This is a genomic window from Pantoea sp. M_9, from assembly GCF_008631385.1.
Taxonomy (GTDB): domain Bacteria; phylum Pseudomonadota; class Gammaproteobacteria; order Enterobacterales; family Enterobacteriaceae; genus Pantoea; species Pantoea eucrina.
This window is the reverse complement of record NZ_VWUF01000016.1, coordinates 31,314-57,966: the sequence shown is the minus strand read 5'-3', so window position 1 is coordinate 57,966 and position 26,653 is coordinate 31,314. Positions and strand designations below refer to the sequence as shown.

General features: G+C 57.2%; 17 protein-coding genes, 2 rRNA genes and 1 riboswitch. Of the genes, 12 read left to right on the top strand and 7 right to left on the bottom strand.

Annotated features, from left to right (window positions below; genetic code table 11):
* The 6 genes from F3I15_RS16680 to aceK form a co-directional block, all read left to right on the top strand.
* A 23S ribosomal RNA gene (locus F3I15_RS16680) occupies window positions 1–2,135 on the top strand; the annotation flags it as partial.
* A 35-nt stretch (window positions 2,136–2,170) separates the two neighbouring features.
* A 5S ribosomal RNA gene (rrf, locus tag F3I15_RS16675) occupies window positions 2,171–2,286 on the top strand.
* 319 nt (window positions 2,287–2,605) lie between these two features.
* Window positions 2,606–3,535, top strand: coding sequence for a homoserine O-succinyltransferase (gene metA / locus F3I15_RS16670; RefSeq protein ID WP_071668471.1), 930 nt, complete (start codon window positions 2,606–2,608; stop codon window positions 3,533–3,535).
* Between the two features lie 259 nt (window positions 3,536–3,794).
* Window positions 3,795–5,393: a malate synthase A gene (gene aceB / locus F3I15_RS16665; protein WP_150018673.1), complete on the top strand. Its 1,599-nt coding sequence runs from the start codon at window positions 3,795–3,797 to the stop codon at window positions 5,391–5,393.
* Between the two features lie 16 nt (window positions 5,394–5,409).
* Window positions 5,410–6,711 carry an isocitrate lyase gene (aceA, locus tag F3I15_RS16660; protein ID WP_150018672.1) on the top strand — a complete coding sequence of 434 codons (1,302 nt, stop codon included), beginning with the start codon at window positions 5,410–5,412 and terminating at the stop codon, window positions 6,709–6,711.
* A gap of 67 nt (window positions 6,712–6,778) precedes the next feature.
* Window positions 6,779–8,515, top strand: a complete 1,737-nt coding sequence (gene aceK, locus F3I15_RS16655; protein WP_150018671.1) for a bifunctional isocitrate dehydrogenase kinase/phosphatase — start codon at window positions 6,779–6,781, stop codon at window positions 8,513–8,515.
* Here the strand turns inward: aceK and iclR are convergent.
* From iclR to pgi, 6 genes are all read right to left on the bottom strand, one after another.
* Entirely contained in the window at window positions 8,512–9,345 is an 834-nt protein-coding gene (iclR, locus tag F3I15_RS16650) for a glyoxylate bypass operon transcriptional repressor IclR (protein WP_150018670.1), read from the bottom strand. The genes aceK and iclR overlap by 4 nt on opposite strands.
* Before the next feature lie 194 nt (window positions 9,346–9,539).
* Window positions 9,540–11,630 (bottom strand): YjbH domain-containing protein, encoded by a 2,091-nt coding sequence (locus tag F3I15_RS16645; RefSeq protein ID WP_150018669.1) that lies wholly within the window; start codon window positions 11,628–11,630, stop codon window positions 9,540–9,542.
* Window positions 11,630–12,367: a capsule biosynthesis GfcC family protein gene (locus tag F3I15_RS16640; protein ID WP_150018668.1), complete on the bottom strand. Its 738-nt coding sequence runs from the start codon at window positions 12,365–12,367 to the stop codon at window positions 11,630–11,632. Before F3I15_RS16640 ends, F3I15_RS16645 begins: the two co-directional genes overlap by 1 nt.
* A complete protein-coding gene (locus F3I15_RS16635; RefSeq protein ID WP_150018667.1) occupies window positions 12,364–13,011 on the bottom strand; it encodes a YjbF family lipoprotein in 648 nt (215 codons plus the stop codon). Before F3I15_RS16635 ends, F3I15_RS16640 begins: the two co-directional genes overlap by 4 nt.
* A 75-nt stretch (window positions 13,012–13,086) precedes the next feature.
* Window positions 13,087–13,338 carry an exopolysaccharide production protein YjbE gene (yjbE, locus tag F3I15_RS16630; protein WP_113655588.1) on the bottom strand — a complete coding sequence of 84 codons (252 nt, stop codon included), beginning with the start codon at window positions 13,336–13,338 and terminating at the stop codon, window positions 13,087–13,089.
* 505 nt (window positions 13,339–13,843) lie between these two features.
* Window positions 13,844–15,490 (bottom strand): glucose-6-phosphate isomerase, encoded by a 1,647-nt coding sequence (gene pgi, locus F3I15_RS16625; RefSeq protein WP_150018666.1) that lies wholly within the window; start codon window positions 15,488–15,490, stop codon window positions 13,844–13,846.
* A gap of 454 nt (window positions 15,491–15,944) precedes the next feature.
* Window positions 15,945–16,139, top strand: a riboswitch (Lysine riboswitch).
* A gap of 112 nt (window positions 16,140–16,251) precedes the next feature.
* Between pgi and lysC the strand changes: the two genes are divergently transcribed.
* Entirely contained in the window at window positions 16,252–17,607 is a 1,356-nt protein-coding gene (gene lysC, locus F3I15_RS16620; RefSeq protein ID WP_150018665.1) for a lysine-sensitive aspartokinase 3, read from the top strand.
* A gap of 295 nt (window positions 17,608–17,902) precedes the next feature.
* A complete protein-coding gene (panS, locus tag F3I15_RS16615; protein ID WP_039381880.1) occupies window positions 17,903–18,823 on the top strand; it encodes a ketopantoate/pantoate/pantothenate transporter PanS in 921 nt (306 codons plus the stop codon).
* Between the two features lie 46 nt (window positions 18,824–18,869).
* Here panS and F3I15_RS16610 read toward each other — a convergent pair whose 3' ends face one another.
* The gene (locus F3I15_RS16610; RefSeq protein ID WP_039381881.1) at window positions 18,870–19,463 is read right to left on the bottom strand and encodes a YhgN family NAAT transporter; all 594 of its coding nucleotides are present in this window, start codon (window positions 19,461–19,463) and stop codon (window positions 18,870–18,872) included.
* A gap of 220 nt (window positions 19,464–19,683) precedes the next feature.
* Between F3I15_RS16610 and asd the strand changes: the two genes are divergently transcribed.
* The 4 genes from asd to glgC all read left to right on the top strand — a co-directional run bounded on the left by asd (window position 19,684) and on the right by glgC (window position 26,618).
* Window positions 19,684–20,793 (top strand): aspartate-semialdehyde dehydrogenase, encoded by a 1,110-nt coding sequence (asd, locus tag F3I15_RS16605; protein ID WP_071668465.1) that lies wholly within the window; start codon window positions 19,684–19,686, stop codon window positions 20,791–20,793.
* Between the two features lie 356 nt (window positions 20,794–21,149).
* Window positions 21,150–23,336, top strand: coding sequence for a 1,4-alpha-glucan branching enzyme (gene glgB / locus F3I15_RS16600; protein ID WP_150018664.1), 2,187 nt, complete (start codon window positions 21,150–21,152; stop codon window positions 23,334–23,336).
* Window positions 23,336–25,315 carry a glycogen debranching protein GlgX gene (gene glgX / locus F3I15_RS16595; RefSeq protein ID WP_150018663.1) on the top strand — a complete coding sequence of 660 codons (1,980 nt, stop codon included), beginning with the start codon at window positions 23,336–23,338 and terminating at the stop codon, window positions 25,313–25,315. The genes glgB and glgX overlap by 1 nt, the downstream gene beginning before the upstream one ends.
* Window positions 25,316–25,325: 10 nt before the next feature.
* On the top strand, window positions 25,326–26,618 hold the full coding sequence (gene glgC / locus F3I15_RS16590) for a glucose-1-phosphate adenylyltransferase (RefSeq protein ID WP_150018662.1): 1,293 nt from the start codon (window positions 25,326–25,328) through the stop codon (window positions 26,616–26,618).
* Window positions 26,619–26,653 lie beyond the last annotated feature (35 nt).

The following is a 26,653-nucleotide window of genomic DNA, read 5'->3' as shown; positions in this document are numbered from 1 at the left end:
AAAAATTAGCGGATGACCTGTGGCTGGGGGTGAAAGGCCAATCAAACCGGGAGATAGCTGGTTCTCCCCGAAAGCTATTTAGGTAGCGCCTCGTGAACTCATCTCCGGGGGTAGAGCACTGTTTCGGCTAGGGGGCCATCCCGGCTTACCAACCCGATGCAAACTGCGAATACCGGAGAATGTTATCACGGGAGACACACGGCGGGTGCTAACGTCCGTCGTGAAGAGGGAAACAACCCAGACCGCCAGCTAAGGTCCCAAAGTCATGGTTAAGTGGGAAACGATGTGGGAAGGCACAGACAGCCAGGATGTTGGCTTAGAAGCAGCCATCATTTAAAGAAAGCGTAATAGCTCACTGGTCGAGTCGGCCTGCGCGGAAGATGTAACGGGGCTAAACCATGCACCGAAGCTGCGGCAGCGACGCTTGCGTCGCTGGGTAGGGGAGCGTTCTGTAAGCCGCAGAAGGNCGCTGGAGGTATCAGAAGTGCGAATGCTGACATAAGTAACGATAAAGCGGGTGAAAAGCCCGCTCGCCGGAAGACCAAGGGTTCCTGTCCAACGTTAATCGGGGCAGGGTGAGTCGACCCCTAAGGCGAGGCCGAAAGGCGTAGTCGATGGGAAGCAGGTTAATATTCCTGCACTTGGTGTTGCTGCGAAGGGGGGACGGAGAAGGCTAGGTTATCCGGGCGACGGTTGTCCCGGTTTAAGCGTGCAGGTGTGAAGACCAGGCAAATCCGGTCTTCTTTAACACTGAGGCGTGACGACGAGGCTCTACGGAGCTGAAGTAACTGATGCCCTGCTTCCAGGAAAAGCCTCTAAGCTCCAGGCAACACGAAATCGTACCCCAAACCGACACAGGTGGTCAGGTAGAGAATACCAAGGCGCTTGAGAGAACTCGGGTGAAGGAACTAGGCAAAATGGTGCCGTAACTTCGGGAGAAGGCACGCTGGCGCGTAGGTGAGGGGACTTGCTCCCGGAGCCGAGGCCAGTCGAAGATACCAGCTGGCTGCAACTGTTTATTAAAAACACAGCACTGTGCAAACACGAAAGTGGACGTATACGGTGTGACGCCTGCCCGGTGCCGGAAGGTTAATTGATGGGGTTATCCGCAAGGAGAAGCTCTTGATCGAAGCCCCGGTAAACGGCGGCCGTAACTATAACGGTCCTAAGGTAGCGAAATTCCTTGTCGGGTAAGTTCCGACCTGCACGAATGGCGTAATGATGGCCAGGCTGTCTCCACCCGAGACTCAGTGAAATTGAAATCGCTGTGAAGATGCAGTGTACCCGCGGCAAGACGGAAAGACCCCGTGAACCTTTACTACAGCTTGACACTGAACATTGAGCCTTGATGTGTAGGATAGGTGGGAGGCTTNCGCCAGTCCGCGTGGAGCCATCCTTGAAATACCACCCTTTAACGTTTGATGTTCTAACGTGGGCCCGTTATCCGGGCTGCGGACAGTGTCTGGTGGGTAGTTTGACTGGGGCGGTCTCCTCCCAAAGCGTAACGGAGGAGCACGAAGGTTGGCTAATCCTGGTCGGACATCAGGAGGTTAGTGCAATGGCATAAGCCAGCTTGACTGCGAGAGTGACGGCTCGAGCAGGTGCGAAAGCAGGTCATAGTGATCCGGTGGTTCTGAATGGAAGGGCCATCGCTCAACGGATAAAAGGTACTCCGGGGATAACAGGCTGATACCGCCCAAGAGTTCATATCGACGGCGGTGTTTGGCACCTCGATGTCGGCTCATCACATCCTGGGGCTGAAGTAGGTCCCAAGGGTACGGCTGTTCGCCGTTTAAAGTGGTACGCGAGCTGGGTTTAGAACGTCGTGAGACAGTTCGGTCCCTATCTGCCGTGGGCGCTGGAGAATTGAGGGGGGTTGCTCCTAGTACGAGAGGACCGGAGTGAACGCACCGCTGGTGTTCGGGTTGTCACGCCAGTGGCACTGCCCGGTAGCTAAGTGCGGAAAAGATAAGTGCTGAAAGCATCTAAGCACGAAACTTGCCCCGAGATGAGTTCTCCCTGGCTCCCTGAGAGCCCTGAAGGGACGTTGAAGACGACGACGTTGATAGGCCGGGTGTGTAAGCGCAGCGATGCGTTGAGCTAACCGGTACTAATGACCCGTGAGGCTTAACCTTACAACGCCAGAGGCGTTTTGAGAGACNAGAATTTGCCTGGCGGCCACAGCGCGGCGGTCCCACCTGACCCCATGCCGAACTCAGAAGTGAAACGCCGTAGCGCCGATGGTAGTGTGGGGCCTCCCCATGCGAGAGTAGGGAACTGCCAGGCATCCATCCAGTAAGAGAGCCCTGAACGTCTGTTCAGGGCTTTTTTACGTCTGCAGAAAATAACTTTTAGGTTTTCTCTCGAGTATTGCTGAAGCATCAGCATGCTATGCGTACTTTTTTCACCTCAAAAAACATCTTATCTTCCGGCATTTAGTGCCGGCGCATTTTTCTCTCTTCTCTGCCGCTGCCGGGTATGCCACATTAAGCTGAAACATTTTCATAAATGGCATGAAGTCTCGACATTCCGCGTATGCCAGGCTAATCTCGGGCATCTGGATGTCTAAACGTTTATATGGTTATCAGCAAGAGGTGAGCAGGTTATGCCAATCAGGGTGCCCGACGAATTACCGGCAGTGAATTTCTTACGTGATGAAAATGTGTTTGTGATGACCTCATCGCGCGCCCGTGTTCAGGAGATCCGCCCGTTAAAAGTACTGATCCTTAACCTGATGCCAAAGAAGATCGAGACTGAAAATCAGTTTTTACGTCTGCTCTCTAACTCACCGCTGCAAATTGATGTGCAACTATTGCGGATAGACAGCCGCGAATCACGTAATACCCCTAGTGAACATCTGAATAACTTTTACTGCAATTTCGAAGAGATACAGCACGATAACTTCGATGGCCTGATTGTGACAGGTGCGCCGCTGGGCCTGGTTGACTTCAACGACGTAGCCTACTGGCCGCAGATCCAGCGCGTGCTGCACTGGGCAAATGAGCATGTTACCTCTACGCTGTTTGTCTGCTGGGCGGTACAGGCTGCGCTGAACATTCTGTATGGTATTCCCAAGCAGACGCGGCAAAACAAACTGTCCGGCGTCTATGAACATCAGATTCTGCATCCGCATGCCTTACTGACGCGCGGCTTTGATGACAATTTTCTGGCGCCGCATTCGCGCTATGCGGATTTTCCCAGCCAGCTTATACGCGACTACACCGATCTCGAACTGTTTGCTGAATCTGAGGCAACCGGCGCCTATCTGATGGCGAGTAAAGACAAGCGGCTGGCCTTTGTAACCGGGCACCCGGAATATGACGCGCTGACCCTTGCAGGTGAGTTTCATCGTGACAATGACGCAGGCCTGCAGCCGGAAGTGCCGTTTAACTATTTCCCGCAGAACAATCCGGCCCTGCCGCCACGTGCGACCTGGCGCAGCCATGGTAACCTGCTGTTTTCTAACTGGCTGAACTACTATGTTTACCAGATCACGCCGTTTGATCTGCGCCATATGAATCCGACTCTCGACTGATCTCTTTTTAGCTTCTCTCCACCGCGATCGCCTTCGGGCCATCGTGGTTTTTTTTGCATTTTTTCTGTCAGAAATCATTGCCTTTATTTCGATACTTTAAATAACTGCATTTACAGTGAGTTAGTGTCTATTAAATAACAAAATGGAAATAGTTTTTGAAATAAAAATCAAAATGCATATGCTCTGATCCTGTCGGTTACCAAACATCCAGCATTCCGATCCCGGCAGTAAACCAGGATCGCTTCAGGAGAGAGCCAGCATGACAGACACGGTTATTCACTCTACGCTCACCTTCACTCAGCCCTTCTCAGACGCGGAAAAGCAACTGCTGACGCCGGCGGCTATCGATTTTCTGCAGGCGCTGGTCGTGCGCTTTGCCCCGGAACGCGATCGACTGCTTAAGGCGCGGCAGCAGCGCCAGCGGGACTACGATCGCGGAGCGCTACCTGACTTCAGTACGGAAACCACTTCCATTCGTGAAAATGAATGGCAGGTGCGCCCGCTGCCTGAGCTGCTGTGCGATCGCCGGGTTGAAATTACCGGGCCACCCGATCGCAAAATGACGATTAACGCCCTGAATGCCAATGTCAAAGTCTTCATGGCTGACTTTGAGGATTCGCTGGCCCCGTGCTGGAGCAAACTGATTGAAGGGCAGCAGGTGCTGCGTGAAGCGGTCGCCGGTACGCTGCGTTTTACCCGCGATGATGGCCGGATCTACCAGCTGCGCTCCGATCCTGCACTGCTGATGTGCCGGGTGCGCGGATTACATCTGGCTGAAAAACATGTGGAGTGGCGCGACAAAGCGATTCCGGCTGGCCTGTTTGATTTTGCTCTCTTTGTCTTCCATAACGTGCGGGCGCTGCAGGAAAAAGGGCATGCGCCGTGGTTTTATCTGCCTAAAACCGAGCACGCCAGTGAGGTAGCGTGGTGGCGTGAGATCTTCCGCTTCAGCGAAGATCGTTTTGATCTGCCGCGTGGCACGATCAAAGCCACGGTACTGATTGAAACGCTGCCCGCGGTGTTTCAGATGGATGAAATTCTGTGGGAGCTGCGCGACCACGCCGTGGCGCTTAACTGTGGCCGCTGGGATTACATCTTCAGCTACATCAAAACGCTGGGGCAGCACGGCGATCGCATTCTGCCCGATCGACAGCAGATCACCATGGATCAGCCATTTCTGGATACGTACTCCCGGCTGCTGATTAAAACCTGCCACCGGCGCGGCGTACTGGCGATGGGCGGCATGTCTGCACTTATCCCGGCGCAGGAAGAGACGCGCAATGCGTGGGTAAAAGAGAAAGTTGAGGAAGATAAAGCGCGCGAAGCGGGTAACGGCCATGACGGAACCTGGGTTGCGCATCCGGGTCTGGCAGATATTGCCATGAAGGTGTTTGATCGCCAGCTGGGCGACCGCGCCAATCAGCTGCACGTGACGCGTAATACCGATTCGCCGGTAACGGCTGAGCGGCTGCTGCGCCCCTGCCGTGGTTTACGTACTGAAGCGGGTATGCGCGCAAACATCCGCGTTGCGCTGCAGTATCTGGAAGCGTGGATTAGCGGTAACGGCTGCGTGCCGATTGAGGGACTGATGGAAGATGCGGCAACGGCTGAAATCGCCCGCGCCTCTATCTGGCAGTGGATCCGTCACAAACAGATCCTGAGTGATGGCCAGCTGGTCACCGCTGCCCTGTTTGAGCAGTTTCTTGACGAAGAGCTGGCCGCGCTGCGTCAGCGCTACGGCGATATACGTTTTCAGCAGGGACGCTTTGAAGATGCAGCCGCGCTGATGGCGCAAATCACCACGGATAACGAGCTGGTTCCATTTCTGACGCTGCCAGGCTATCGCCTGCTGCCCTGACCCCGGAGAGAGTGCTATGAATCGGACACAACAGATCACACAGCTGGAAATGAGCTGGCAGGATGCGCGCTGGAACGGTATCACGCGTCCCTATCGGGCGGAAGAGGTCATCAGCCTGCGCGGATCGGTGACGCCCGCCTGCACGCTGGCAGAGCGGGGCGCCGTCAGGCTCTGGTCGCTGCTTAACGGCGGCGCGGCAAAAGGTTATATCAATAGCCTCGGCGCATTAACCGGCGGTCAGGCGCTGCAGCAGGCGAAAGCGGGTATCGAAGCTATTTATCTCTCTGGCTGGCAGGTGGCGGCGGATGCGAACCTCGCCGGTCAGATGTATCCCGATCAGTCGCTCTATCCGGTTAACTCTGTACCGGAGGTGGTGCAGCGGATTAACCAGAGCTTTCAGCGCGCCGATCAGATCCAGTGGGCCAGCGGCCTGTCGCCGGAAGATGACGCGTATGTCGACTATTTTCTGCCGATAGTGGCCGATGCGGAGGCGGGATTTGGCGGCGTACTGAACGCTTTTGAGCTGATGAAATCGATGATTGTGGCCGGGGCTGGCGCCGTGCATTTTGAAGATCAGCTGGCGGCGGTAAAAAAATGCGGCCATATGGGCGGTAAGGTGCTGGTGCCAACGCAGGACGCGATTCAGAAACTGGTAGCCGCACGCCTCGCGGCTGATGTCATGAATGTGCCAACCGTGCTGATTGCGCGCACCGATGCGGATGCCGCTGACTTAATTACTTCTGACTGCGATCCGAACGACAGCGCGTTTATCACCGGTGAACGTACGCCGGAGGGATTCTTTCGCACCCGTGCCGGGATTGAGCAGGCGATCAGCCGCGGTATTGCCTATGCGCCCTATGCCGATGTTTTATGGTGTGAAACCTCCACGCCCGATCTGGCGCTGGCGCAGCGCTTTGCTGACGCGATACACGCGCGCTATCCCGGCAAACTGCTGGCTTATAACTGCTCGCCCTCATTTAACTGGAAGAAGAACCTCGACGATCGCACCATCGCCCGCTTTCAGCAGGCGCTGAGCGACATGGGCTATCGCTTTCAGTTTATTACGCTGGCCGGCATCCACAGCATGTGGTTCAGCATGTTTGACCTGGCGCACGCGTACGCGCAGGGCGAGGGGATGCGCCACTACGTTGAAAAAGTGCAGCAGCCGGAATTTGCGGCGCGCGACAAAGGCTACACCTTTTCATCGCATCAGCAGGAAGTGGGCACCGGTTACTTTGACCGCATCACCACGGTGATTCAGGGCGGCGCATCTTCTGTGACGGCCCTGACCGGCTCAACGGAAACCGCGCAGTTCTGATCGGCTCAGTAAGAGAGGCGCCGCTGGCGTACAGCGGCTCATGGCTACAGCTTATCGGAGGTAACGGATGTCACCCGGAGAATCCCTTATTGCCCATACCATCCTGCAGGGCTTTGATGCGCAGTACGGACGTTTTCTCGATATCACCGCCGGCGCGCAGCAGCGGTTTGAGCAGGCGGACTGGCCGGCGGCGCAGCGTGCCATGAAGGAGCGCATACATCTGTATGATCACCATGTCACCCTGGTAGTCAGTCAGTTGCGCGTGCTGAACGGGCAGGCGGAGTGGGATACCGCCTTCTGGCTGCGGGTAAAGGCGCACTATGAGACGCTGCTGCCGGGCTATCCGCGCCACGAAATTGCAGAGAGCTTTTTTAACTCCGTTTACTGCCGGCTGCAGGGGCACAGCCATCTGTTTCCGGAGCAGCTGTTTATTCACTCCTCGCAGGCGGGTCTGCAACAACCGGAAGCGCAGCGTCCGCTGTCGCGTCTCTATTTTCCCCGGCCGGACTGGCAGAGTGCGCTGCGGCAGCTGCTGGCCGATCTTCCCCTGCGGCTGACGTGGCAGGATCGGGCACGCGATATCCGCTGGATTGCGCGGCATCTGGAGGAGCAGTTCAGCACGGCGCAGCTGGCCGGTGCCGTGCTGGAGGTCGCCAGCGAACTTTTTTTTCGTAATAAAACCGCGTGGATTGTCGCGCGGCTGCAGTTCCGCAGCGGTGAGATCCTGCCCTGTCTGCTGCCGATCCAGCGCGACAGCGATGGAGAGCTGTGGATCGATACCTGCCTCACGGATCGCGATGAGGCGAGCATTGTATTTGGTTTCGCCCGCGCCAGCTTCATGGTTTACGCCCCGGTGCCCGCGGCGCTGGTGGCGTGGCTGCAGCCGCTGCTGCCAGGCAAAACCCTCGCCGAACGCTATATCGCCATCGGCTGCCAGAAGCACGGTAAAACGGAGAGCTACCGCGAATATCTGCACCATCTGGCACACCACGATGAGGCCTTTGCGCCTGCGCCTGGCGTACGCGGCATGGTAATGCTGGTGTTTACTCTGCCGGGCTACGATCGGGTATTCAAGGTCATTAAAGATCGTTTCGCGCCGCAAAAGGAGGTAACGGAAGCGCAGGTGCACGACTGTTACCGGCTGGTCAAAGAGCACGATCGCGTCGGACGCATGGCGGATACGCAGGAGTTTCGCTATTTTGCCCTGCCGCGCGCGCGGATCCCGGACGCGCTGATGGCGGAGTTTATGCGCGATATACCGGAAAAGATCACGCTGCGCGATGAGAGCGTGATCGTTCGTCACCTCTGGCTGGAGCGCCGCATGGAGCCGCTTAACCTCTGGCTGCAGCACGCCAGCGAGGCGCAGCGCCGGCATGCGCTGGAGGAGTATGGCAATGCCATCTGTCAGCTGGCGGCGGCTAACATTTTTCCCGGCGATATGCTGTTTAAAAATTTCGGTATGACGCGCCACGGGCGCGTGGTGTTTTATGACTACGATGAAATCCGCCTGATGACCGAGCTGATATTCCGTGACGTTCCGCCTGCGCGTTATGAAGAGCAGGAGCTGCAGGCAGAGCCCTGGTACAGCGTCGGGCCGGATGACATATTCCCGGAGACGTTCCGTTACGCGCTCTGCAGCGAACCCGCGACCGGCAGACTGCTGCAGGCGCTGCATCCGCAGCTGTTTGACCCCGGCTGGTGGCGGTCGCTGCAGGCGCAGATCCGCAATGGTCATGTTGAAGAGGCGATGGCGTGGCGTAACGCCCGGCGCTTCAGCGTGCGCTACGCCACGGTAGCGGTTTAACGCCCGGCATAAGCCTGCGTGACCGTTCGGGCGGCGCGGATCACCAGCGCACCCAGCTCAGTGATGCGATCGTCCGTCATACGGGCCAGCGGGCCTGAAATCGAGATCGCGGCAAACGCGTCGCCGTGCTCGTCATAAATAGGTGCCGCTACGCAGCGCAGCCCCAGCGCATGCTCCTCATCATCGTGCGAGAAGCCCATTTTGCGGATCAGCGCCAGATTCTCTTTCAGCGTATGCGGCGACATCAGCGTTTTAGGCGTATAGCCGTGCAGGCCTTTCTGATGCAGCAGTGCAGTTACCTGATCGTCATTCAGATGGGCCAGAAAAGCTTTCCCGGCGCCGGAAGCGTGCATCGGCAGCTTACCGCCAATCGGGGCTGACATACGCATCAGCTGCGTGCACTGCACCTGATCAACAATGACCGCCTGATAATCACTCAGGTCCAGCACCGCCAGATTCACCGTCTCGCCGGCTTCCTCCATCAGTCGCCGCAGCACCGGATGCACAATGGCCAGCAGATTGCGGCTCTGCAGAAAACTGCTGCCCACCACAAAGGCGTGGGCGCCAATCGTCCAGTAGCCCAGATCGCCCACCTGATGCACAAAGCCCTGCTGCTGCATCGTGGAGAGCAGACGATGCGTGGTTGAGTTTGGCAGGCCCGCCTGCTGCGCCAGCTCGGTCAGCGCCACGCTGCCGTGCGCGTCGGCAATCAACTCCAGCAGACGCAGGCCGCGCGTCAGCGACTGAACCTGACCGCCAGCCGGCGGCGTAGCCGCAGAGGGTGTGACGCGAGGTTTTTTCCCGCGTTTAGCCGGTACCGGGGTAGCCATAGTTGCTCCATTTCAGCGTTGTACGTGGAAACCATTTTCGTTTTAACCATTATGGAGGCAAATACAGCTGTGCTGGTCGGATCTGTGAGTAAAGAGGAAAGAAACCGTGCGAGGTCTGGCTGACGCCAGCGGGAGGAGAAGTGGAGTGCGTATCAGCACAGATAGAGTGCGCGGGTATTACCCCGCGCATGATCTTAATTAAACCGCGCGTCGCGATCGGCGGTCAGATCGTAGAGCTGATATTTACGACTCAGCATCTGGCCACCATCACGCGTCAGCGGCACCCAGTTCACCTGTGCACGGCCGCGCGTTGGCGTGACGGTAAACAGATCCATCGGAATCGAAATATAGAAGCCCTTGGTAAAGTCGCCTTCGCCATACGCTTCGGATGAAACATTGGTTTTGGTAGCGTAGAAGCCCACGGCAATACCGCTGTCGTAGCGTTTGGAGATATCCAGCGTGGCGCCTTTATCCTTCGCCAGGTATTGCCCCACGCTCGCTTTTACCAGCACATCCTGCATAAACCACGGACGCCAGTAGGCGGTCAGATGACCGGTTGGCGCTTTGTAGTCGCGGAACTGCATCATGTTGTCCCAGTCGCGCTGTTTGACATAGTTGGCGTCAACGCCCACCGCCCAGTTGCTGTCTACCGGGCGGTAGAGCACTTCAGCACCGGCGCCGCCATACATGGTCTCCAGATAGCCGCCATAAACCTGACCATAAATGTTGTTACCGAGGTAACGCATATAGTTGGCCTGCAGATCGTTGACGTAGACATTGTTCTTCACATAATCGCGGATATGGGTACGCACGCGCGGTAGCGTGGAGTCAGATGGCGCGCCGTTATAATTGAAGCGGTCATAGTTGTTCACGATATTGCCAAACAGGCTGCCGCCCACCAGCAGGTGATCGGTCAGCCAGTAATCCGCGTTTGCCATCGCGCCAACCTGATACATATAGAAGCTTTCCGGCCCACCAACTGACTGGTTGAGCACCGGTGACAGGCTGTAGTTCAGGCGATCTTTCCGCATAAACAGGCCCTGCTCGGTTGCGCCCGGATCGACCGGATTAACGCGCGACTGCTGCAGCGGCTGCTCATGCCCCAGCGGATAGCCGCTGAGCGTATTATGCAGGCTGGCCACCTGCGTGCGCGTCGTCACCTGCGGCATATTAAAGCGCGACTCCGTGACGGCAATCGTGTCAATGCCGGCCGGCAGATGATTCATCATAATACGATTGGCGCGATCAACGCCTTCGCGCGTATCGCGATATTTAATCTGCTCGCCGCTGACGTAAAGGGTAGCGCCTTTGGTCTGAATGCGCGGGCCATTGAATCCGGCGTCATACTTCAGTGCGCTGAGCTGGCTGGCGACCACGGCAGAATCCAGCAGATCGCCCTGCGGATGCGGGTCGTAAGCAGGCTTCGGCGTATCAATATGCGTCTGGCGCAGATCGTTGAAGTTGGTGCGAAGGGTGACGCCAAACATAAAGGTGTTGCCGCGCTCATAGCTGGCATTGATATCTGCCCAGTCAGTAAGGCGATAAATCGCACCGGCGTTGACTTTGCTGCGCTGCTCCAGTCGTCCGGCAAAGTCATCCTGATAGTCGTTGCCCTCATACTCCAGCTTAAGGCGCAGCGGCTGCCACGGCGTCTGATACTCCACGCCGCCAAACAGGGCGGCGGGGCCATGAAACAGCTGTGAGCCATTGACTGAACCAGCCGTGCCGCCACCGGTGCGGCTGCAATAGCTGTCGCTGTAAGAGCAAAACGGGTTTTTCACGGTGCCGCTGTTGCCGAGATAGCCCCAGCCAAGGCCCAGCGTAAAATCAAACGGCCCCCAGGCTTTAGACGCCACCAGATATTCGCTGTCAAACAGCCCGGTGCCGCCGAGGTCGCGCGAACCTATCGCCACCTCCGGCAGCCAGTAGCTCTCCTGCCAGAGGCGCAGTTTCAGATCGAACGCTTTGTCTTTATAGCTCTGGTTGCCGCTGAAATCTTCCACACCGCTGTAGCGACGGGTTCGCACATCGGTATAGCGTACGGTGGTTTCCAGCCACGACAGAAGCTGAAGCGAGGCGGAGTAGTAGCGATACTGATCGTTATCCCGCGCGTTAAGGCTGAATTCGCCCTCTTTCGCCATGCGGGCGGTAGGCGTCTGCAGCAGGCCAACGCCGCCGAAATCAGATTGTGAAGGACCCACCGGCTGTGGCCAGGTTTCAGCCTGCACCTGGCAGGCGGCAGAGACGGATGCAGCCAGCAGGCTGAGCAGTAGTTGTTTTTTCATTATTGCGGGATCCGGTGAGTCAGAACAGAAATCAGACGCGTATTTAAATCTGCCTGGCCCCACGGCAGGCTCCATGAGGTAAAGCCGAGCCAGATAAGGCTGCCGGGTTCGACTTCAGCATGGCGCTGATTCCAGTAGGCGACCGGCACCTGACGGACTTCGCCAGAGGGTGCAATAACGGTGACCACGCTGCGATCGCCGCCGGTCAGGCGTTCGTGTGCGGCGAGATAGTCGCGTACGCTGCGTCCGGGCTGCCAGCTCTCTGCGCCAGGCCGGGCGAGGGCGCCCATAATCAGTACCTGGTGCGGTTCCGGCAGGGTATAGAGGTCATAACTGCCCTGCAGCGCACGATCCGCTTCCGGATGCAGCCGCAGCCAGTCGATATCCAGCGAGGTAAACTGCCGGCCGGTAACCGGCAGCGCGTCGAGCTGCCGGATCACTGCACCGATGGTTGCGCCCAGTGCGGCATCGCTGCTGCTCTGCCAGGCGCGCAGATCGGCTAGCAGCTGGTGGCGCTGTTGCTGTACGGCAGCGGTGGCACCGCGCTCTGCTATGACGGTGCCAGGCCACCAGGTATTGAGGCCGGGATGCGTCAGCAGCTGGCTCAGACGCTGAAGGTCATCAATTTGCATACTGCTATCGCCTGTCGCAGCGTGCACGGTAATCTGGCCTGCGGCCAGCGCGTTGCCTGCCGCAGGCAGAGCCAGTGCAGCCAGCAGAGTGATTATTTTTTTCATGATTTAGCCGGCTTCAGAAGAGTGGTTACAACAGGAAACTGGTCAGCGGCAAGCATCTGCTGCGCCTGCAGCACCGTGCCGTCGCGGTTGTCGATCCAGAACGTGTTCTGCCAGGTGCGGTTCAGGCTCGCCATCGACACATTTTCCTGCCAGACGCGGCACGGTATCGCTTCTCCCGCCAGCGTCAGCACTTCATCGGTGCCACGCTCAAACTGCGAGACCGCCGTTACGGCGCGTACCCGATCCTGTTCACGCCACTGTACGACGCGTGTCCAGCTGGCACCGTTCTGCAGATGCAGCGCGTCAGCCAGCGGATCCCCGGCGAGGTTGCTGACCGCCTGCAGGTTGTCGCGCAGCCCCAGCGTTTTCACCAGGCGGCCATGCTGCATCACCAGCATGGCTTTATCCTGGGTCACCCACTTTTGCTGACCCGCTTCGAGATAGCCGAGCACCACAAAGATACGTGCGCCATTGTCGACGCGGGCGTACATACTGGCGTAAGGGAGTTTCTGAATCTGTTCGGCACTGACCGTCACGTCGTCGGGACCATTGACGGCAAGCATGACGGTCTGCTCAAGACCTTTTTGCGTCTGTGTGCAGGCCTGCAGCAACAGACAAAGCAGCAGCAAAGAGAGTTGGCGCACTGTGTGTATCCCTGTCTAAAAAACAAAAGCAAAAAATAACCACACGGCGGTGTGGTCAGGAGTCAAAGCGTATTATCAGCGGGTCGTGCCCGTTGTGGTTGTTGTTGTACCGGTATTTGCGCCATCACCGCCGCCGCCGCCAGCAGCGGCAAGGCCGAGACCCACCAGCGCGCCGAGCGCGCCAATCCCCACCGCGGTCGATGCGCCAGAAGAGATCGCGCCCGCCTGTGCGCCGGCTGCCGCACCGGTCTCTTCCGGTACGGCGTGGGCGGCAGAAGCGACCGCGAGATATAACAAGGCTGCACCGGCAGCCACGAGTTTTTTCATAACAGCGTTTCCTGCATTTAGAAAAAAATGAATGAAGGAGCTATCCTGGTTTCAGGCGCATTTACGTCAGAGCAATGAAATATCAGCCTGTAGCAGGCTAAAAAGCGCGCCCGTATCCGGCTGCTGTGGTATTGCAGTCAGAAAAAACCGGCGTGAATAGCTTTTTTCCGTGGCCCGTTTGCTGCTGTCTGAAGCGTAAATATGACGACATTATATACGGCAGGATTTTACACTTTTTTAGTAAAATTTGGCACGGAATAGGAATTATCGGATTTTCCTGATGGGTTGTAAATTTAAATCCGCATGGATTCAGAGGGGCTGGGCGCCTGCTGCACGCAATCAGATCCGGTAAAATCTGTGGTTTTTGCAGAGGCTTAGCGCAACATCAGATTTTGTGTAGCCAGCCGAAGGGATATTTCATCAGCAATCAATGGCCGTATTAAAACCGGCAAATAAGCGGAATAAAAAAGGCGGCCAGCGGCCGCCCTGATAACCCTAATGCAAATTAACGCCAGGATTTGTAGCGATTGATCAATCCATTGGTTGAGCTGTCGTGACTGGCAATATCTGCGTCATTTTCCAGTTCAGGCAAAATACGATTCGCCAGCTGTTTGCCCAGCTCCACGCCCCACTGATCGAACGTGTAAATATTCAGAATGGCACCCTGCGTGAAAATCTTGTGTTCATACAGCGCAATCAGCGCACCCAGGCTGTAAGGGGTAATTTCGCGCAGCAGAATGGAGTTAGTCGGACGGTTACCTTCAAACACTTTAAACGGCACAATGTGGGCCACCGACTCCGCCGATTTACCGGCATCGGTAAACTCTTTCTCTACCGTATCGCGTGACTTACCAAATGCCAGCGCCTCGGTCTGAGCAAAAAAGTTCGACAGCAGCTTCTGATGATGATCGGCCAGCGCGTTATGGGTAATGGCCGGTGCAATAAAGTCGCACGGCACCAGCTTGGTTCCCTGATGGAGCAGCTGATAAAACGCATGCTGACCATTGGTACCAGGCTCGCCCCAGATAATCGGGCCGGTCTGATAGTCGACCGGATTGCCTTCACGATCGACATACTTGCCGTTCGATTCCATGTTGCCCTGCTGGAAATAGGCAGCAAAGCGATGCATATACTGGTCATAAGGCAGAATCGCTTCGGTTTCGGCACCAAAAAAGTTGTTGTACCAGATACCAATCAGCGCCAGCAGCACCGGCAGGTTCTGCTCCGCCGGAGCGGTGGCAAAATGCTGATCCATCGCGTGTGCACCGCTGAGCAGCTGCGTGAAGTTATCAAAGCCGATGGAAAGAATAATAGAGAGGCCGATGGCCGACCAGAGCGAGTAGCGCCCGCCAACCCAGTCCCAGAACTCAAACATGTTGCTGGTATCAATACCAAACTCGCTGACCGCGTTGCCGTTGGTAGAGAGCGCGGCAAAATGTTTTGCCACGTGCTGCTGATCGCCCGCCGTTTTCAGGAACCAGTCGCGTGCGCTGTGCGCATTGGTCATGGTTTCCTGCGTGGTGAAGGTTTTTGAGGCCACCAGGAACAGCGTGGTTTCCGGATTCAGATCTTTCAGCGTCTCAGCAATATGCGTGCCGTCAACGTTAGAGACAAAGTGCATATTCAGATGGTTTTTATACGGGCGCAGCGCCTCAGTTACCATAAACGGACCGAGATCGGAGCCGCCAATGCCGATGTTGACCACATCGGTAATGGGCTTACCGGTGTATCCCTTCCATTCGCCGCTGATGATACGCTCAGAGAAGCCTTTCATCTTATCCAGCACGGCGTTGACTTCCGGCATCACATCTTTGCCATCAACCAGAATCGGCATATTGCTGCGGTTGCGCAGCGCCACGTGCAGCACGGCGCGCTCTTCCGTACGGTTGATCTTCTCTCCGGAGAACATCGATTTAATGGCACCCGCCAGGTCAGTCTCTTTAGCCAGCGCCTGTAATTTTGTGAGGGTTTCCTCAGTGATACGGTTTTTTGAGAAATCCACCAGCATCTGATCATCGAACGTAGCGGAGAATTTCGCAAAACGATCGGCATCCTGCTGAAAAAGATCGGCGATCTGCACTGATTTCATCTGTTCAAAATGCTGCTGCAGCGCTTGCCACGCTGCGGTTTGTGTCGGATTGATATTTTTCATGGCAACACTCTTGTTGATATAAGAACCGTCATTTCATCCGGGCGCGTTCCGCTGGCCCGGCATGCTTAGTTTCTCTTACGGCGCGCTGCTGATGCCCTGGTGTGCGCCTGTTTATCAGGAACATAACCGCGTCGGGTACAGTTGAACAGGCATCGCGCAAACGCATTTCAGTATGACCATAGTTGCGGGCGAAAGGAAAAATTTTGTGACCCTGGCCGCACGGTTTCAGTGAAATCCAGGCGCCAGTATGCCGCATGCGGAAAAGATAAATTCTGCGGCGCGTCAGTAAAAAGCCGCGTAAGCGGGCGCTTTTGTATCAGGGATCCCGCGCCGGGCGTGGCGCGTATTTACAGCGGGGCTGCACACGTTAAAAAATCATTTCTCCGGGTGCCACAAGGCTGGACAGCAGCACAATTTGTCGATAATTTATGCCCGCGACTTGCACCTCCGGGTGCAAGCCAGAAGAGGCGCGTCGCCCAGGCAGTGTGTTTGAGGATCCGTATCCGGCGAAAACACATCAGGGGGTGCGACGCCGAGATGGCACAACACGCGGAGTGTTGCGCTGTCGGCTGCAGGGGCTGAATCCTCTGGGTTGTCACCAGAAGCGTCCGCAGTCGGACGTTTCGCAAGGTGAAGTGCTTTTGGTGACTCATCTCCTGATCTTGTCTGTCCAATTCCGCTCTTCTCTTGTGCCAAGGCTGTTATCCCTGTCTTCTGAACCGAATTCCCGGCGGAAGATAACCTGACACGAGGTTTGTTACATGTCTCAACCGTTGATTGTGGCAAAATTTGGTGGCACCAGCGTTGCCGATTTCGATGCCATGAACCGCAGCGCAGACGTTGTGCTGTCCGATGCCCACACCCGTCTGGTCGTTCTCTCTGCGTCTGCTGGCGTGACGAATCTGCTGGTCGCGCTGGCCGAGGGCCAGGAGCAGGCAGAGCGTACCCAGATGCTGGATGAAATTCGCCGTATCCAGTACGCCATTATCGATCGCCTTGCTGCGCCGGATGTGATCCGTGAAGAAATTGACCGCGTGCTGGAAAACATCACCATGCTGTCAGATACCACGGCGCTGGCTAATTCTCTGGCTCTTACCGATGAGCTGGTCAGCCACGGCGAACTGATGTCAACGCTGCTGTTTGTCGAGATCCTGCGCGAGCGCGGTATCAATGCAGAGTGGTTTGACGTACGCAAAGTGATGCGCACCAGCGATCGTTTTGGCCGGGCAGAGCCGCAGGTGGCTGAGCTGCAGACGCTGGCAGCGGCGCAGCTGCAGCCGCGCATTGCCGAAGCGCTGGTGGTGACTCAGGGCTTTATCGGCAGCGAGAGCAAAGGGCGCACCACCACGCTGGGCCGCGGCGGCAGCGATTATACTGCTGCGCTGCTGGGCGAGGCGCTGCAGGCTGAGCGCATCGATATCTGGACCGACGTAGCAGGTATCTATACCACCGATCCCCGCGTGGTGCCGGCTGCGCGCCGTATCGAAGAGATCACCTTCGAAGAGGCGGCAGAGATGGCCATTTTTGGCGCGAAAGTGCTCCATCCCGCCACGCTGCTGCCGGCGGTACGCAGCGATATCCCGGTGTTTGTTGGCTCCAGTAAAGATCCGGCCGCCGGCGGCACGCGCGTCTGCAATGAAACGCGTAATCCGCCGCTGTTCCGCGCGCTGGCACTGCGTCGCAAGCAGACGCTGCTGACGCTGCACAGCCTGAACATGCTGCACGCGCACGGTTTTCTGGCTGAGGTGTTTGCGATTCTGGCGCGCCATAATGTTTCTGTGGATCTGGTTACCACTTCTGAAGTCAGCGTGGCGCTGACGCTGGATAACACCGGCTCCACCAGCAGCGTGGATAGCCTGCTGACGCAGGCGCTGCTTACCGAGCTCTCTTCGCTGTGCCGCGTGGAAGTTGAAGAGAATCTGGCGCTGGTCGCTATTATCGGTAACAACCTGTCGAAAGCCTGCGGCGTGGGCAAAGAGGTCTTTGGTGCGCTGGAGCCGTTTAATCTGCGCATGATCTGCTACGGTGCCAGCAGCTACAACCTCTGTTTCCTGGTGCCGACGCCAGATGCGGAAGCGGTGGTGCGCGCGCTGCATCACAACCTGTTTGGTGCCTGATCCCCCCTTTATGATGCTGATTAGCCGGACGCTGTCCGGCTTTTTTTTCGCTTAATCCCGTCATATCTGCTGGCGTTTGCCGCAAAGCGCAGTGTTATTTCCCGCCTCAGGGCGCAACAGGCAGCAGCTGATAGGCAATTGCCGCCGGCACCGTCGGCGGCGATAACGAAATGTTATGATCCCTGCCGATTGCAGCGGTCGTTCCCCGGGCAATCTTTCACCTGTGGCACATCATCTAAAACCTCTCCGGCTCGCTTTTATAGCGGACAAAGGTCTCTGAAAAAGGAAGTGTTTCATGCTCGCCAGTCTCACCCGCCTGTTTCCACTCTGGGCTGTACTGCTCTCAGTCGCCGCCTACTACTCGCCATCCACCTTTACCGGTATCGGTCCGTGGGTCTCTTATCTGCTGATGCTGATCATGTTTGGCATGGGCGTTACGCTAAATATTGACGATTTTAAACGCGTGCTGGTGCGTCCGGCTCCGGTGATTGCCGGCACCTTTCTGCACTATCTGGTGATGCCGCTGGCCGCATGGGCGCTGGCAAAGCTGTTTCAGATGCCGCCCGATCTGGCAGCCGGCATGATTCTGGTCGGCAGTGTCGCCAGCGGAACCGCGTCAAACGTAATGATTTATCTGGCGAAGGGCGATGTGGCGCTCTCGGTGACGATCTCTTCCGTCTCTGCGCTGGTGGGCGTGTTTGCCACGCCGCTGCTGACCCGTTTTTACGTTGATACGCATATTCAGGTCGACGTGGTGGGGATGCTGCTGAGCATAGTGAAAATTGTGGTGATCCCGATTTCACTCGGGCTGATTATTCATCACACCATGAACAGCGTAGTGCGCCGCGTTGAACCCTGGCTGCCGGCGTTTTCCATGCTCTGTATTTTGCTGATTATCAGCGCGGTGGTGGCGGGCAGTCAGAGCTTTATCGGCTCGGTGGGTCTGATGGTGATTCTGGCGGTGATCCTGCATAACGCCATTGGTCTGCTCGGCGGCTACTGGGGCGGCAAGCTGTTTGGTTTTGATGAGTCGACCTGCCGCACGCTGGCGCTGGAGGTGGGGATGCAGAATTCGGGGCTGGCGGCTACGCTCGGCAAACTCTATTTCTCACCGCTTGCTGCCCTGCCGGGTGCGCTCTTCTCGGTCTGGCACAACCTCTCCGGCTCACTGCTGGCAGGCTACTGGTCCGGTAAACCCATAAAGAAAAAATCCTGAATGGATGATGCGGGCGAGGCCAGTCGCCCGCAGCCATAGCGGGCGGTTACAGCTTCAGATACGCACGGATCCCATCCAGAAACATCTGCGTCGCCAGCATAATCAGGATCAGCCCCATTAGCCGCTCAAGCGCGTTAACGCCCTTGTCGCCCAGCAGGCGCAGAAACAGTCCCGACAGCAGCAGAATGATAACCGTAGCCCCCCAGGCGATCAGCAGCGCGCCGACCAGATGGCTCATCTGATGCGGATACTGGTGCGACAGCAGCATCAGCGTGGCGAGCAGTGAGGGACCCGCGACCAGCGGGATGGCCAGCGGCACCAGAAACGGCTCCTCGCCGGCCGGCAGGCCGCTGCTGCCGGTGTCGCCGGAGGGAAAAATCATGCGAATCGCGATCAGGAACAGAATAATGCCGCCGGAAATAGAGACCGTTTCGGTGCGCAGATTCAGGAACATCAGAATGCGTTCACCGGCAAACAGAAACAGCAGCATCAGACCGAGCGCAATCAGCATTTCGCGCATCAGCACCACGCGACGGCGTCTGGGTTCCAGATGTTTCAGCACCGACATAAAAATAGGCAGGTTGCCGAGAGGATCCATGATCAGCAGCAGCAGCACGGTCGCAGATATCATTTCAGTCATGGGCGGTAAACCACTCCTTTCTGTTGGTGTTCACTATTATTAGCTCTGTTGCTGAAAAAACAGGTGTAATCGAATTAATTCACTTGCCAGAAGTGCAGCATTTTGTAGAGTTGAAGGTCGCAGGTAAACCTGAATATTACGCAGGCTCGCGCACCTTATGCGCCGGGCCTGATACATGCACTATACAGGCCTCGGCCCGAGCTCCTGAGACGGACAGAAAATGAAGAATGTAGGTTTTATTGGTTGGCGTGGCATGGTCGGCTCTGTGCTGATGTCACGAATGAGCGAAGAGCGCGATTTTGACGTGATCAATCCGGTGTTCTTCTCTACGTCGCAGCTGGGTCAGGCTGCGCCCGCGTTTGGCGGTAAGTCAACCGGTGCGCTGCAGGATGCGTTTGATATCGACGCGCTGAAAGCGCTCGACATCATTATTACCTGCCAGGGCGGCGACTATACCAGTGAAGTCTATCCAAAGCTGCGCGAGAGCGGCTGGCAGGGCTACTGGATTGATGCAGCTTCTACGCTGCGCATGAAAGATGACGCCATCATTATTCTCGATCCGGTCAACCATCAGGTTATTCGCGACGGCCTGAACAACGGCATCAAAACCTTCGTCGGTGGCAACTGCACCGTCAGCCTGATGCTGATGTCGCTGGGCGGCCTGTTTGCGAACGATCTGGTGGAGTGGGCTTCGGTGGCGACTTACCAGGCGGCGTCCGGCGGCGGCGCGCGTCATATGCGCGAACTGCTGACGCAGATGGGTATGCTGCACGATCATGTCGCACCGGCACTGCAGGATCCCGCTTCCGCTATTCTGGAGATTGAGCGCAGCGTGACTGATTTTACCCGTTCCGGCACGCTGCCGACGGATAACTTTGGCGTGCCGCTGGCGGGCAGCCTGATTCCCTGGATTGACAAGCAGCTCGACAATGGCCAGAGCCGCGAAGAGTGGAAAGGGCAGGCCGAAACCAACAAGATTCTCAACACCGGCAACATCATTCCGGTCGACGGCCTCTGCGTGCGCGTGGGTGCGCTGCGCTGCCACAGCCAGGCGTTTACGCTGAAGCTGAAAAAAGATCTGCCGCTGGCAGAGATTGAGCAGCTGCTCGCGGCGCATAACGAGTGGGTAAAAGTGGTGCCAAACGATCGCGAGATCACGATGCGCGAGCTGACGCCCGCCGCGGTTACCGGTCGCCTGACCACGCCGGTTGGCCGCCTGCGCAAACTCAACATGGGACCGGAGTATCTTTCCGCTTTCACCGTTGGCGATCAGCTGCTGTGGGGTGCCGCAGAACCGCTGCGTCGCATGCTGCGTCTGCTTATCGACTAAGCGCAGCGACATCAGACAGGCCGGGGTTTTCCCGGCTTTTTTTTAATCAGCTGATGGGCAAAACATAAGGCAAATTGCCGCCAGCGAGTGATCGGCTTCCCTTTTTTGTTTTTCTGATAACAATTTTTCATGTTCCTCCCTGGCTTCTGCCAACCCCAAGCTATGATTTAACTGAGAAGTACCGATTGTTAACAGGTTGTACTTTGTAAGCGAATTAGTAGTGGTACCTGGCAACGAATTTTCCCATGGAGGGTGGCCTCTCTTGCCAGCGTACGTATGACTCAATGAAAAGCAGCGCACTTACAGCGGCACAGCTGCCTCTGCGGTCGCCTGCACAAAATCATAGGAAGAAAGTCATGTCAGAGTTTCCCGATCGCGATGCGATCAATGCGCTCTTTGCCGGGGATTACGCCGACCCCTTTTCTGTCCTGGGAATGCACCAGACCGTTCAGGGCCTTGAGGTCCGCGCGCTGCTGCCGGATGCGTCTGAAGTCTGGGTGATTGAAACCAAAACCGGCCGCAAATGTGGTCAGCTGAAGTGTCTGGACTCACGCGGCTTTTTCAGCGGAGTGATTCCGCGCCGCAAAAACATGTTTCGCTATCAGCTGGCGGTGAACTGGCATGGTCAGCAAAATCTGATTGATGACGCCTACCGTTTTGGCCCGCTGCTGGCCGATATGGACGCCTGGCTGCTGGCTGAAGGCACGCACCAGCGTCCATATGAAACCCTGGGGGCGCACGGCGCGACCATTGATGGCGTCAGCGGCACGCGCTTTGCCGTATGGGCACCGAATGCCCGGCGCGTCTCTGTGGTCGGGGATTTCAACTTCTGGGACGGCCGCCGTCATCCGATGCGCTTCCGGCGCGAACTCGGTATCTGGGAGCTGTTTGTGCCGGGTGCGGTAAACGGACAGCTCTATAAATATGAGATTATCGATTTACACGGGCAGATGCGTATCAAAGCTGACCCGTTTGCGTTTGAAGCGCAGATGCGCCCGCAGACAGCATCAATGATCTGCGGCCTGCCGCCGAAGGTTGAGATGCAGCCAGCGCGCAAAGCGGCGAACGGTTTTGATCAACCCATCTCTATTTATGAGGTGCACCTCGGCTCATGGCGACGCCACACCGATAACAACTTCTGGCTGAGCTACAAAGAGCTGGCTGAGCAGCTTATCCCTTATGTCAAAGAGATGGGCTTTACCCATATTGAGCTGCTGCCGATTAATGAGCATCCGTTTGACGGCAGCTGGGGTTATCAGCCGCTGGGCATGTATGCGCCGACGCGGCGCTTCGGCACGCGCGATGAGTTCCGTCAGTTTGTTGCAGCGGCACATGAAGCGGGCATCAACGTACTGCTGGACTGGGTACCGGGCCATTTTCCTGATGACGATTTTGGTCTGGCGAAATTTGACGGTACTGAACTCTATGAGCACAGCGATCCGCGTGAAGGGTACCATCAGGACTGGAATACGCTGATCTACAATTTTGGCCGGCGTGAAGTCAGCAACTATCTCTCCGGTAACGCGCTTTACTGGCTGGAGCGGTTTGGCATTGACGGCCTGCGCGTGGATGCGGTGGCTTCAATGATCTACCGCGACTACAGCCGTAAAGCGGGCGAGTGGATCCCGAATCATCTGGGCGGGCGCGAAAATCTGGAAGCGATTGCGTTTCTGCGTCATACCAACCAGACGCTGGGCACGGCGGTGCCTGGCAGCATCACCGTGGCGGAAGAGTCAACTGACTTCCCCGGCGTCACGCGTCCGGGCGAGAACGAAGGGCTGGGCTTCTGGTTTAAGTGGAACCTGGGCTGGATGCACGACACCCTCGACTACATGAAGCTCGACCCGGTACATCGCCGCTATCATCACAATCTGATGACATTTGGCATGGCCTACAACTACAGCGAAAACTTCGTGCTGCCGCTCTCCCATGACGAAGTGGTGCACGGCAAGCGCTCTATTCTCGATCGCATGCCGGGTGACGCCTGGCAGAAGTTCGCTAACCTGCGCGCCTACTACGGCTGGATGTGGGCGTTCCCGGGTAAAAAGCTGCAGTTTATGGGCAATGAGTTTGCTCAGGGGCGCGAGTGGAACCATGACGTCAGCCTCGACTGGCACCTGCTGGAAGGCGATGACAACTGGCATCACGGCGTGCAGCGTCTGGTACGCGATCTCAACCACACCTATCGGCACTATGCGCCACTTTATCAGCTCGACTTTGATCCGCAGGGCTTTGAGTGGCTGGTAGTGGATGACCACGATAACTCGGTGTTTGTCTTTGTACGCCGCGACCGCGAAGGCAATGAGATCATTGTTGCCAGCAACTTTACGCCGGTTACGCGCCAGGATTACCGTTTTGGCGTTAATCAGGCGGGCAGCTGGCGCGAAGTGCTGAATACCGATCAGCACGACTATCACGGCAGCGACGTGCGCAACCACAGCATTGCCCGCACCGACGAAATTGCCAGCCACGGCCGCGCGCAGTCGCTGAGTCTGACCCTGCCTCCGCTGTCGACCATCTGGCTGGTGCGGGAGGCGGACTGATGATCGAAGCGGGCCAGCCTGCGCCGCACGGGGCCCGCTATGATGGACGCGGCGTCAACTTCACGCTCTTCTCGCGTCACGCAGAGAAGGTGGAGCTCTGCCTGTTCAGCCGTGAAGGAGAGGAGCAGCGCCTGACGCTGCCCGCCCGCAGCGGCGATATCTGGCACGGCTATATCGCCGGGCTGAAGCCGGGCCAGCGCTACGGCTATCGCGTTTATGGCCCGTGGGATCCGCAGCGGGGACACCGTTTTAATCCGGCTAAACTGCTGGTGGACCCCTGCGCTAAAGCCGTCACCGGCAGCGTGGCGGATGACGCAGCGCTGTATGGCGGCATCGCGCAGCCTGACAGTCAGGACAGCGCTGGCTGCATGCCCAAATCGCTGGTTATCGCTGAAGACTTTGACTGGGAAGACGATCGGCCACCGCGTACGCCCTGGGGTAAAACGGTCATTTACGAAGCGCACGTGCGCGGTCTGACGCAGCTGCATCCGGAAATTCCTGAAACGCTGCGCGGGACGTATGCGGCGCTCGGCCACCCTGCTATGGTGAAGTACCTGCGTCACCTCGGCATTACCGCGCTGGAGCTGCTGCCGGTGGCGGCGTTTGCCAGCGAGCCGCGGCTGCAGCGGACAGGGCTGCAAAACTACTGGGGCTACAACCCCTATGCGCTCTGGGCGGTACACCCGGATTATGCGTCAGGAGAAGCGGGCGTCACGGCGCTGCAGGAGTTTCAGCAGGCGGTGAAGACGCTGCATGCAGCGGGGATTGAAGTGATCCTGGATGTGGTATTTAACCACTCCGCAGAGCTGGAAGAGATTGGCCCGACGCTGTCGCTGCGCGGAGTGGATAACGCCAGCTACTACTGGCTTGATGAGCAGGGGAACTATCAGAACTGGACCGGCTGCGGCAACACGCTGAATCTCAGCGATCCGCAGGTGGTAGCGTGGGCGCTGGAAGCGCTGCGCTATTGGGTACAGCACTGTCACGTTGATGGCTTTCGCTTTGATCTCGCCAGCGTGCTGGGACGTACGCCGGACTTTTGCGCTGAAGCACCGCTGCTGGCGGCGATTCGCGCCTGTCCGGTTCTGTCACAGGTCAAGCTGATTGCTGAGCCGTGGGATATTGGCGAAAACGGCTATCAGGTGGGCCGGTTTCCGCCAGGCTTTGCCGAATGGAACGACCATTTTCGCGACGCCGCACGCCGCTACTGGCTGTATGACGAACTGAACAACGGCGAGCTGGCGCGTCGGTTTGCCGCCTCAGCCGATCTGTTTCAGCAGGCAGGGCGCCGGCCGCACGCCAGCATTAATTTTATTACCGCGCATGATGGCTTCACGCTGCGCGACCTGGTGAGCTATAACCATAAACATAATCAGGCTAACGGCGAGGATAACCGCGACGGCAGCAGTGATAACTTCAGCCATAACCACGGGCATGAAGGGCTGAAAGCGAATCCGGATGTCCTGCAGCGGCGGCGGCACAGCGCGCATGCGCTGCTGACCACGCTGCTGCTGGCGCAGGGCACGCCGATGCTGCTGGCGGGCGATGAGCGCGGCCAGAGCCAGTACGGCAATAACAACGCCTACTGTCAGAATAACCTGCTGACGTGGCTTAACTGGCAGCAGGGTGATGAAGGACTGGTCGACTTTACTGCGGCACTGATCCAGCTGCGCCAGCGCATTCCGGCGCTGACGGCAGACTGCTGGTGGCAGGAGGGGGATGGTCAGGTGCAGTGGTTCAATGCCAGCGGCAAACCACTGGAACCAGAAGAGTGGGAGCGGGGTGCGCATCAGATGCAAATCCTGCTGTCGGACCGCTGGCTGATAACAATAAATGCAACAGATGCAATCAGTGACCTAGCCTTACCAGACGGAGAATGGCATGCCATACCTCCTTTCGCCGGGGAAGATAATCCCATTTTGACAACTGTCTGGCACGGGCCCGCACGCGGCGTGTGTGTGTTCCTAAAGCAATCATAAGGAGTCAGACATGGTGAAGTTAGACAGAAACGATCCTCTGATGCTGGCGCGTCAGCTCCCTACCCAGACAGTTGCCCTGATCCTTGCTGGCGGACGCGGTACGCGTCTGAAAGATCTGACCGCAAAACGCGCGAAGCCTGCCGTTCACTTTGGCGGCAAGTTTCGTATCATCGACTTTGCCCTTTCCAACTGCATCAACTCAGGCATCCGGCGCATCGGCGTCATTACTCAGTATCAGTCGCATACGCTGACGCAGCATATTCAGCGCGGCTGGTCACTGTTTAACGAAGAGATGAATGAGTTTGTCGATTTGCTGCCTGCTCAGCAGCGTGCCGCGACGGAGTACTGGTATCGCGGCACTGCCGATGCGGTGACGCAGAACCTCGACATTATCCGGCGCTATAACGCGCAGTACATCGTGATCCTTGCCGGCGATCACATCTACAAAATGGACTACTCGCGTATGCTGCTCGACCACGCTGAACGCGGCGCGAAGTGCACTATTGCCTGTCTGCCGGTTCCGCTGGCGGAAGCGACCGCCTTTGGCGTGATGGCGGTAGATGCTGAAAACAACGTGGTCGATTTTGTTGAAAAACCCGCGACGCCTCCCGCTATGCCTGGCGACGCAGATAAAGCGCTGGCAAGTATGGGTATCTATGTTTTCAATGCCGACTATCTTTATCAGTTACTGGAAGAAGATTTGCTGGCAGAGAACTCCAGCCACGACTTTGGCAAAGATCTGCTGCCAAAAATTGTGGCGAGCGGTGAGGCGTATGCACATTCATTCACGCTCTCCTGCGTGCAGAACGATGAGAATGCAGAACCCTACTGGCGTGATGTAGGTACGCTGGAGGCCTACTGGCGTGCGAATCTCGATCTGGCATCCGTGACGCCAGAGCTGGATATGTATGACCATGAATGGCCCATCCGGACCCATATGGAGCCACTGCCGCCGGCTAAATTTGTGCAGGATAGATCCGGCAGTCATGGCATGACCATGAACTCGCTGGTATCGGGCGGCTGTATTATTTCCGGCTCCGTAGTCGTGAATTCAGTGCTGTTTCCGCGCGTGCGCGTAAACTCATTTTGCAATATTGATTCAGCGGTGCTGCTACCGGATGTTGTGGTAGGCCGTTCGTGCCGGCTTCGCCGCTGTGTAATTGACCGTGCCTGCGCAATCCCGGAGGGCATGGTGATTGGAGAGAATCCGGATGAAGACAGCCGGCGTTTTTACCGATCGGAAGAGGGCATCGTACTGGTGACGCGCGCCATGCTGGCCAGGCTGGCCACCGCGGGTCAGTGAGTGGCGACAAGCATACAAAAAAACCGCCGCGTGGA

Bases quoted from the DNA above. Each gene is read 5' to 3' on its own strand.
- metA (WP_071668471.1), top strand. From the start codon at position 2,606: ATGCCAATCAGGGTGCCCGACGAATTACCGGCAGTGAATTTCTTACGT.
- aceB (WP_150018673.1), top strand. From the start codon at position 3,795: ATGACAGACACGGTTATTCACTCTACGCTCACCTTCACTCAGCCCTTC.
- aceA (WP_150018672.1), top strand. From the start codon at position 5,410: ATGAATCGGACACAACAGATCACACAGCTGGAAATGAGCTGGCAGGAT.
- aceK (WP_150018671.1), top strand. From the start codon at position 6,779: ATGTCACCCGGAGAATCCCTTATTGCCCATACCATCCTGCAGGGCTTT.
- iclR (WP_150018670.1), bottom strand. From the start codon at position 9,345: ATGGCTACCCCGGTACCGGCTAAACGCGGGAAAAAACCTCGCGTCACA.
- F3I15_RS16645 (WP_150018669.1), bottom strand. From the start codon at position 11,630: ATGAAAAAACAACTACTGCTCAGCCTGCTGGCTGCATCCGTCTCTGCC.
- F3I15_RS16640 (WP_150018668.1), bottom strand. From the start codon at position 12,367: ATGAAAAAAATAATCACTCTGCTGGCTGCACTGGCTCTGCCTGCGGCA.
- yjbE (WP_113655588.1), bottom strand. From the start codon at position 13,338: ATGAAAAAACTCGTGGCTGCCGGTGCAGCCTTGTTATATCTCGCGGTC.
- pgi (WP_150018666.1), bottom strand. From the start codon at position 15,490: ATGAAAAATATCAATCCGACACAAACCGCAGCGTGGCAAGCGCTGCAG.
- lysC (WP_150018665.1), top strand. From the start codon at position 16,252: ATGTCTCAACCGTTGATTGTGGCAAAATTTGGTGGCACCAGCGTTGCC.
- panS (WP_039381880.1), top strand. From the start codon at position 17,903: ATGCTCGCCAGTCTCACCCGCCTGTTTCCACTCTGGGCTGTACTGCTC.
- F3I15_RS16610 (WP_039381881.1), bottom strand. From the start codon at position 19,463: ATGACTGAAATGATATCTGCGACCGTGCTGCTGCTGCTGATCATGGAT.
- asd (WP_071668465.1), top strand. From the start codon at position 19,684: ATGAAGAATGTAGGTTTTATTGGTTGGCGTGGCATGGTCGGCTCTGTG.
- glgB (WP_150018664.1), top strand. From the start codon at position 21,150: ATGTCAGAGTTTCCCGATCGCGATGCGATCAATGCGCTCTTTGCCGGG.
- glgX (WP_150018663.1), top strand. From the start codon at position 23,336: ATGATCGAAGCGGGCCAGCCTGCGCCGCACGGGGCCCGCTATGATGGA.
- glgC (WP_150018662.1), top strand. From the start codon at position 25,326: ATGGTGAAGTTAGACAGAAACGATCCTCTGATGCTGGCGCGTCAGCTC.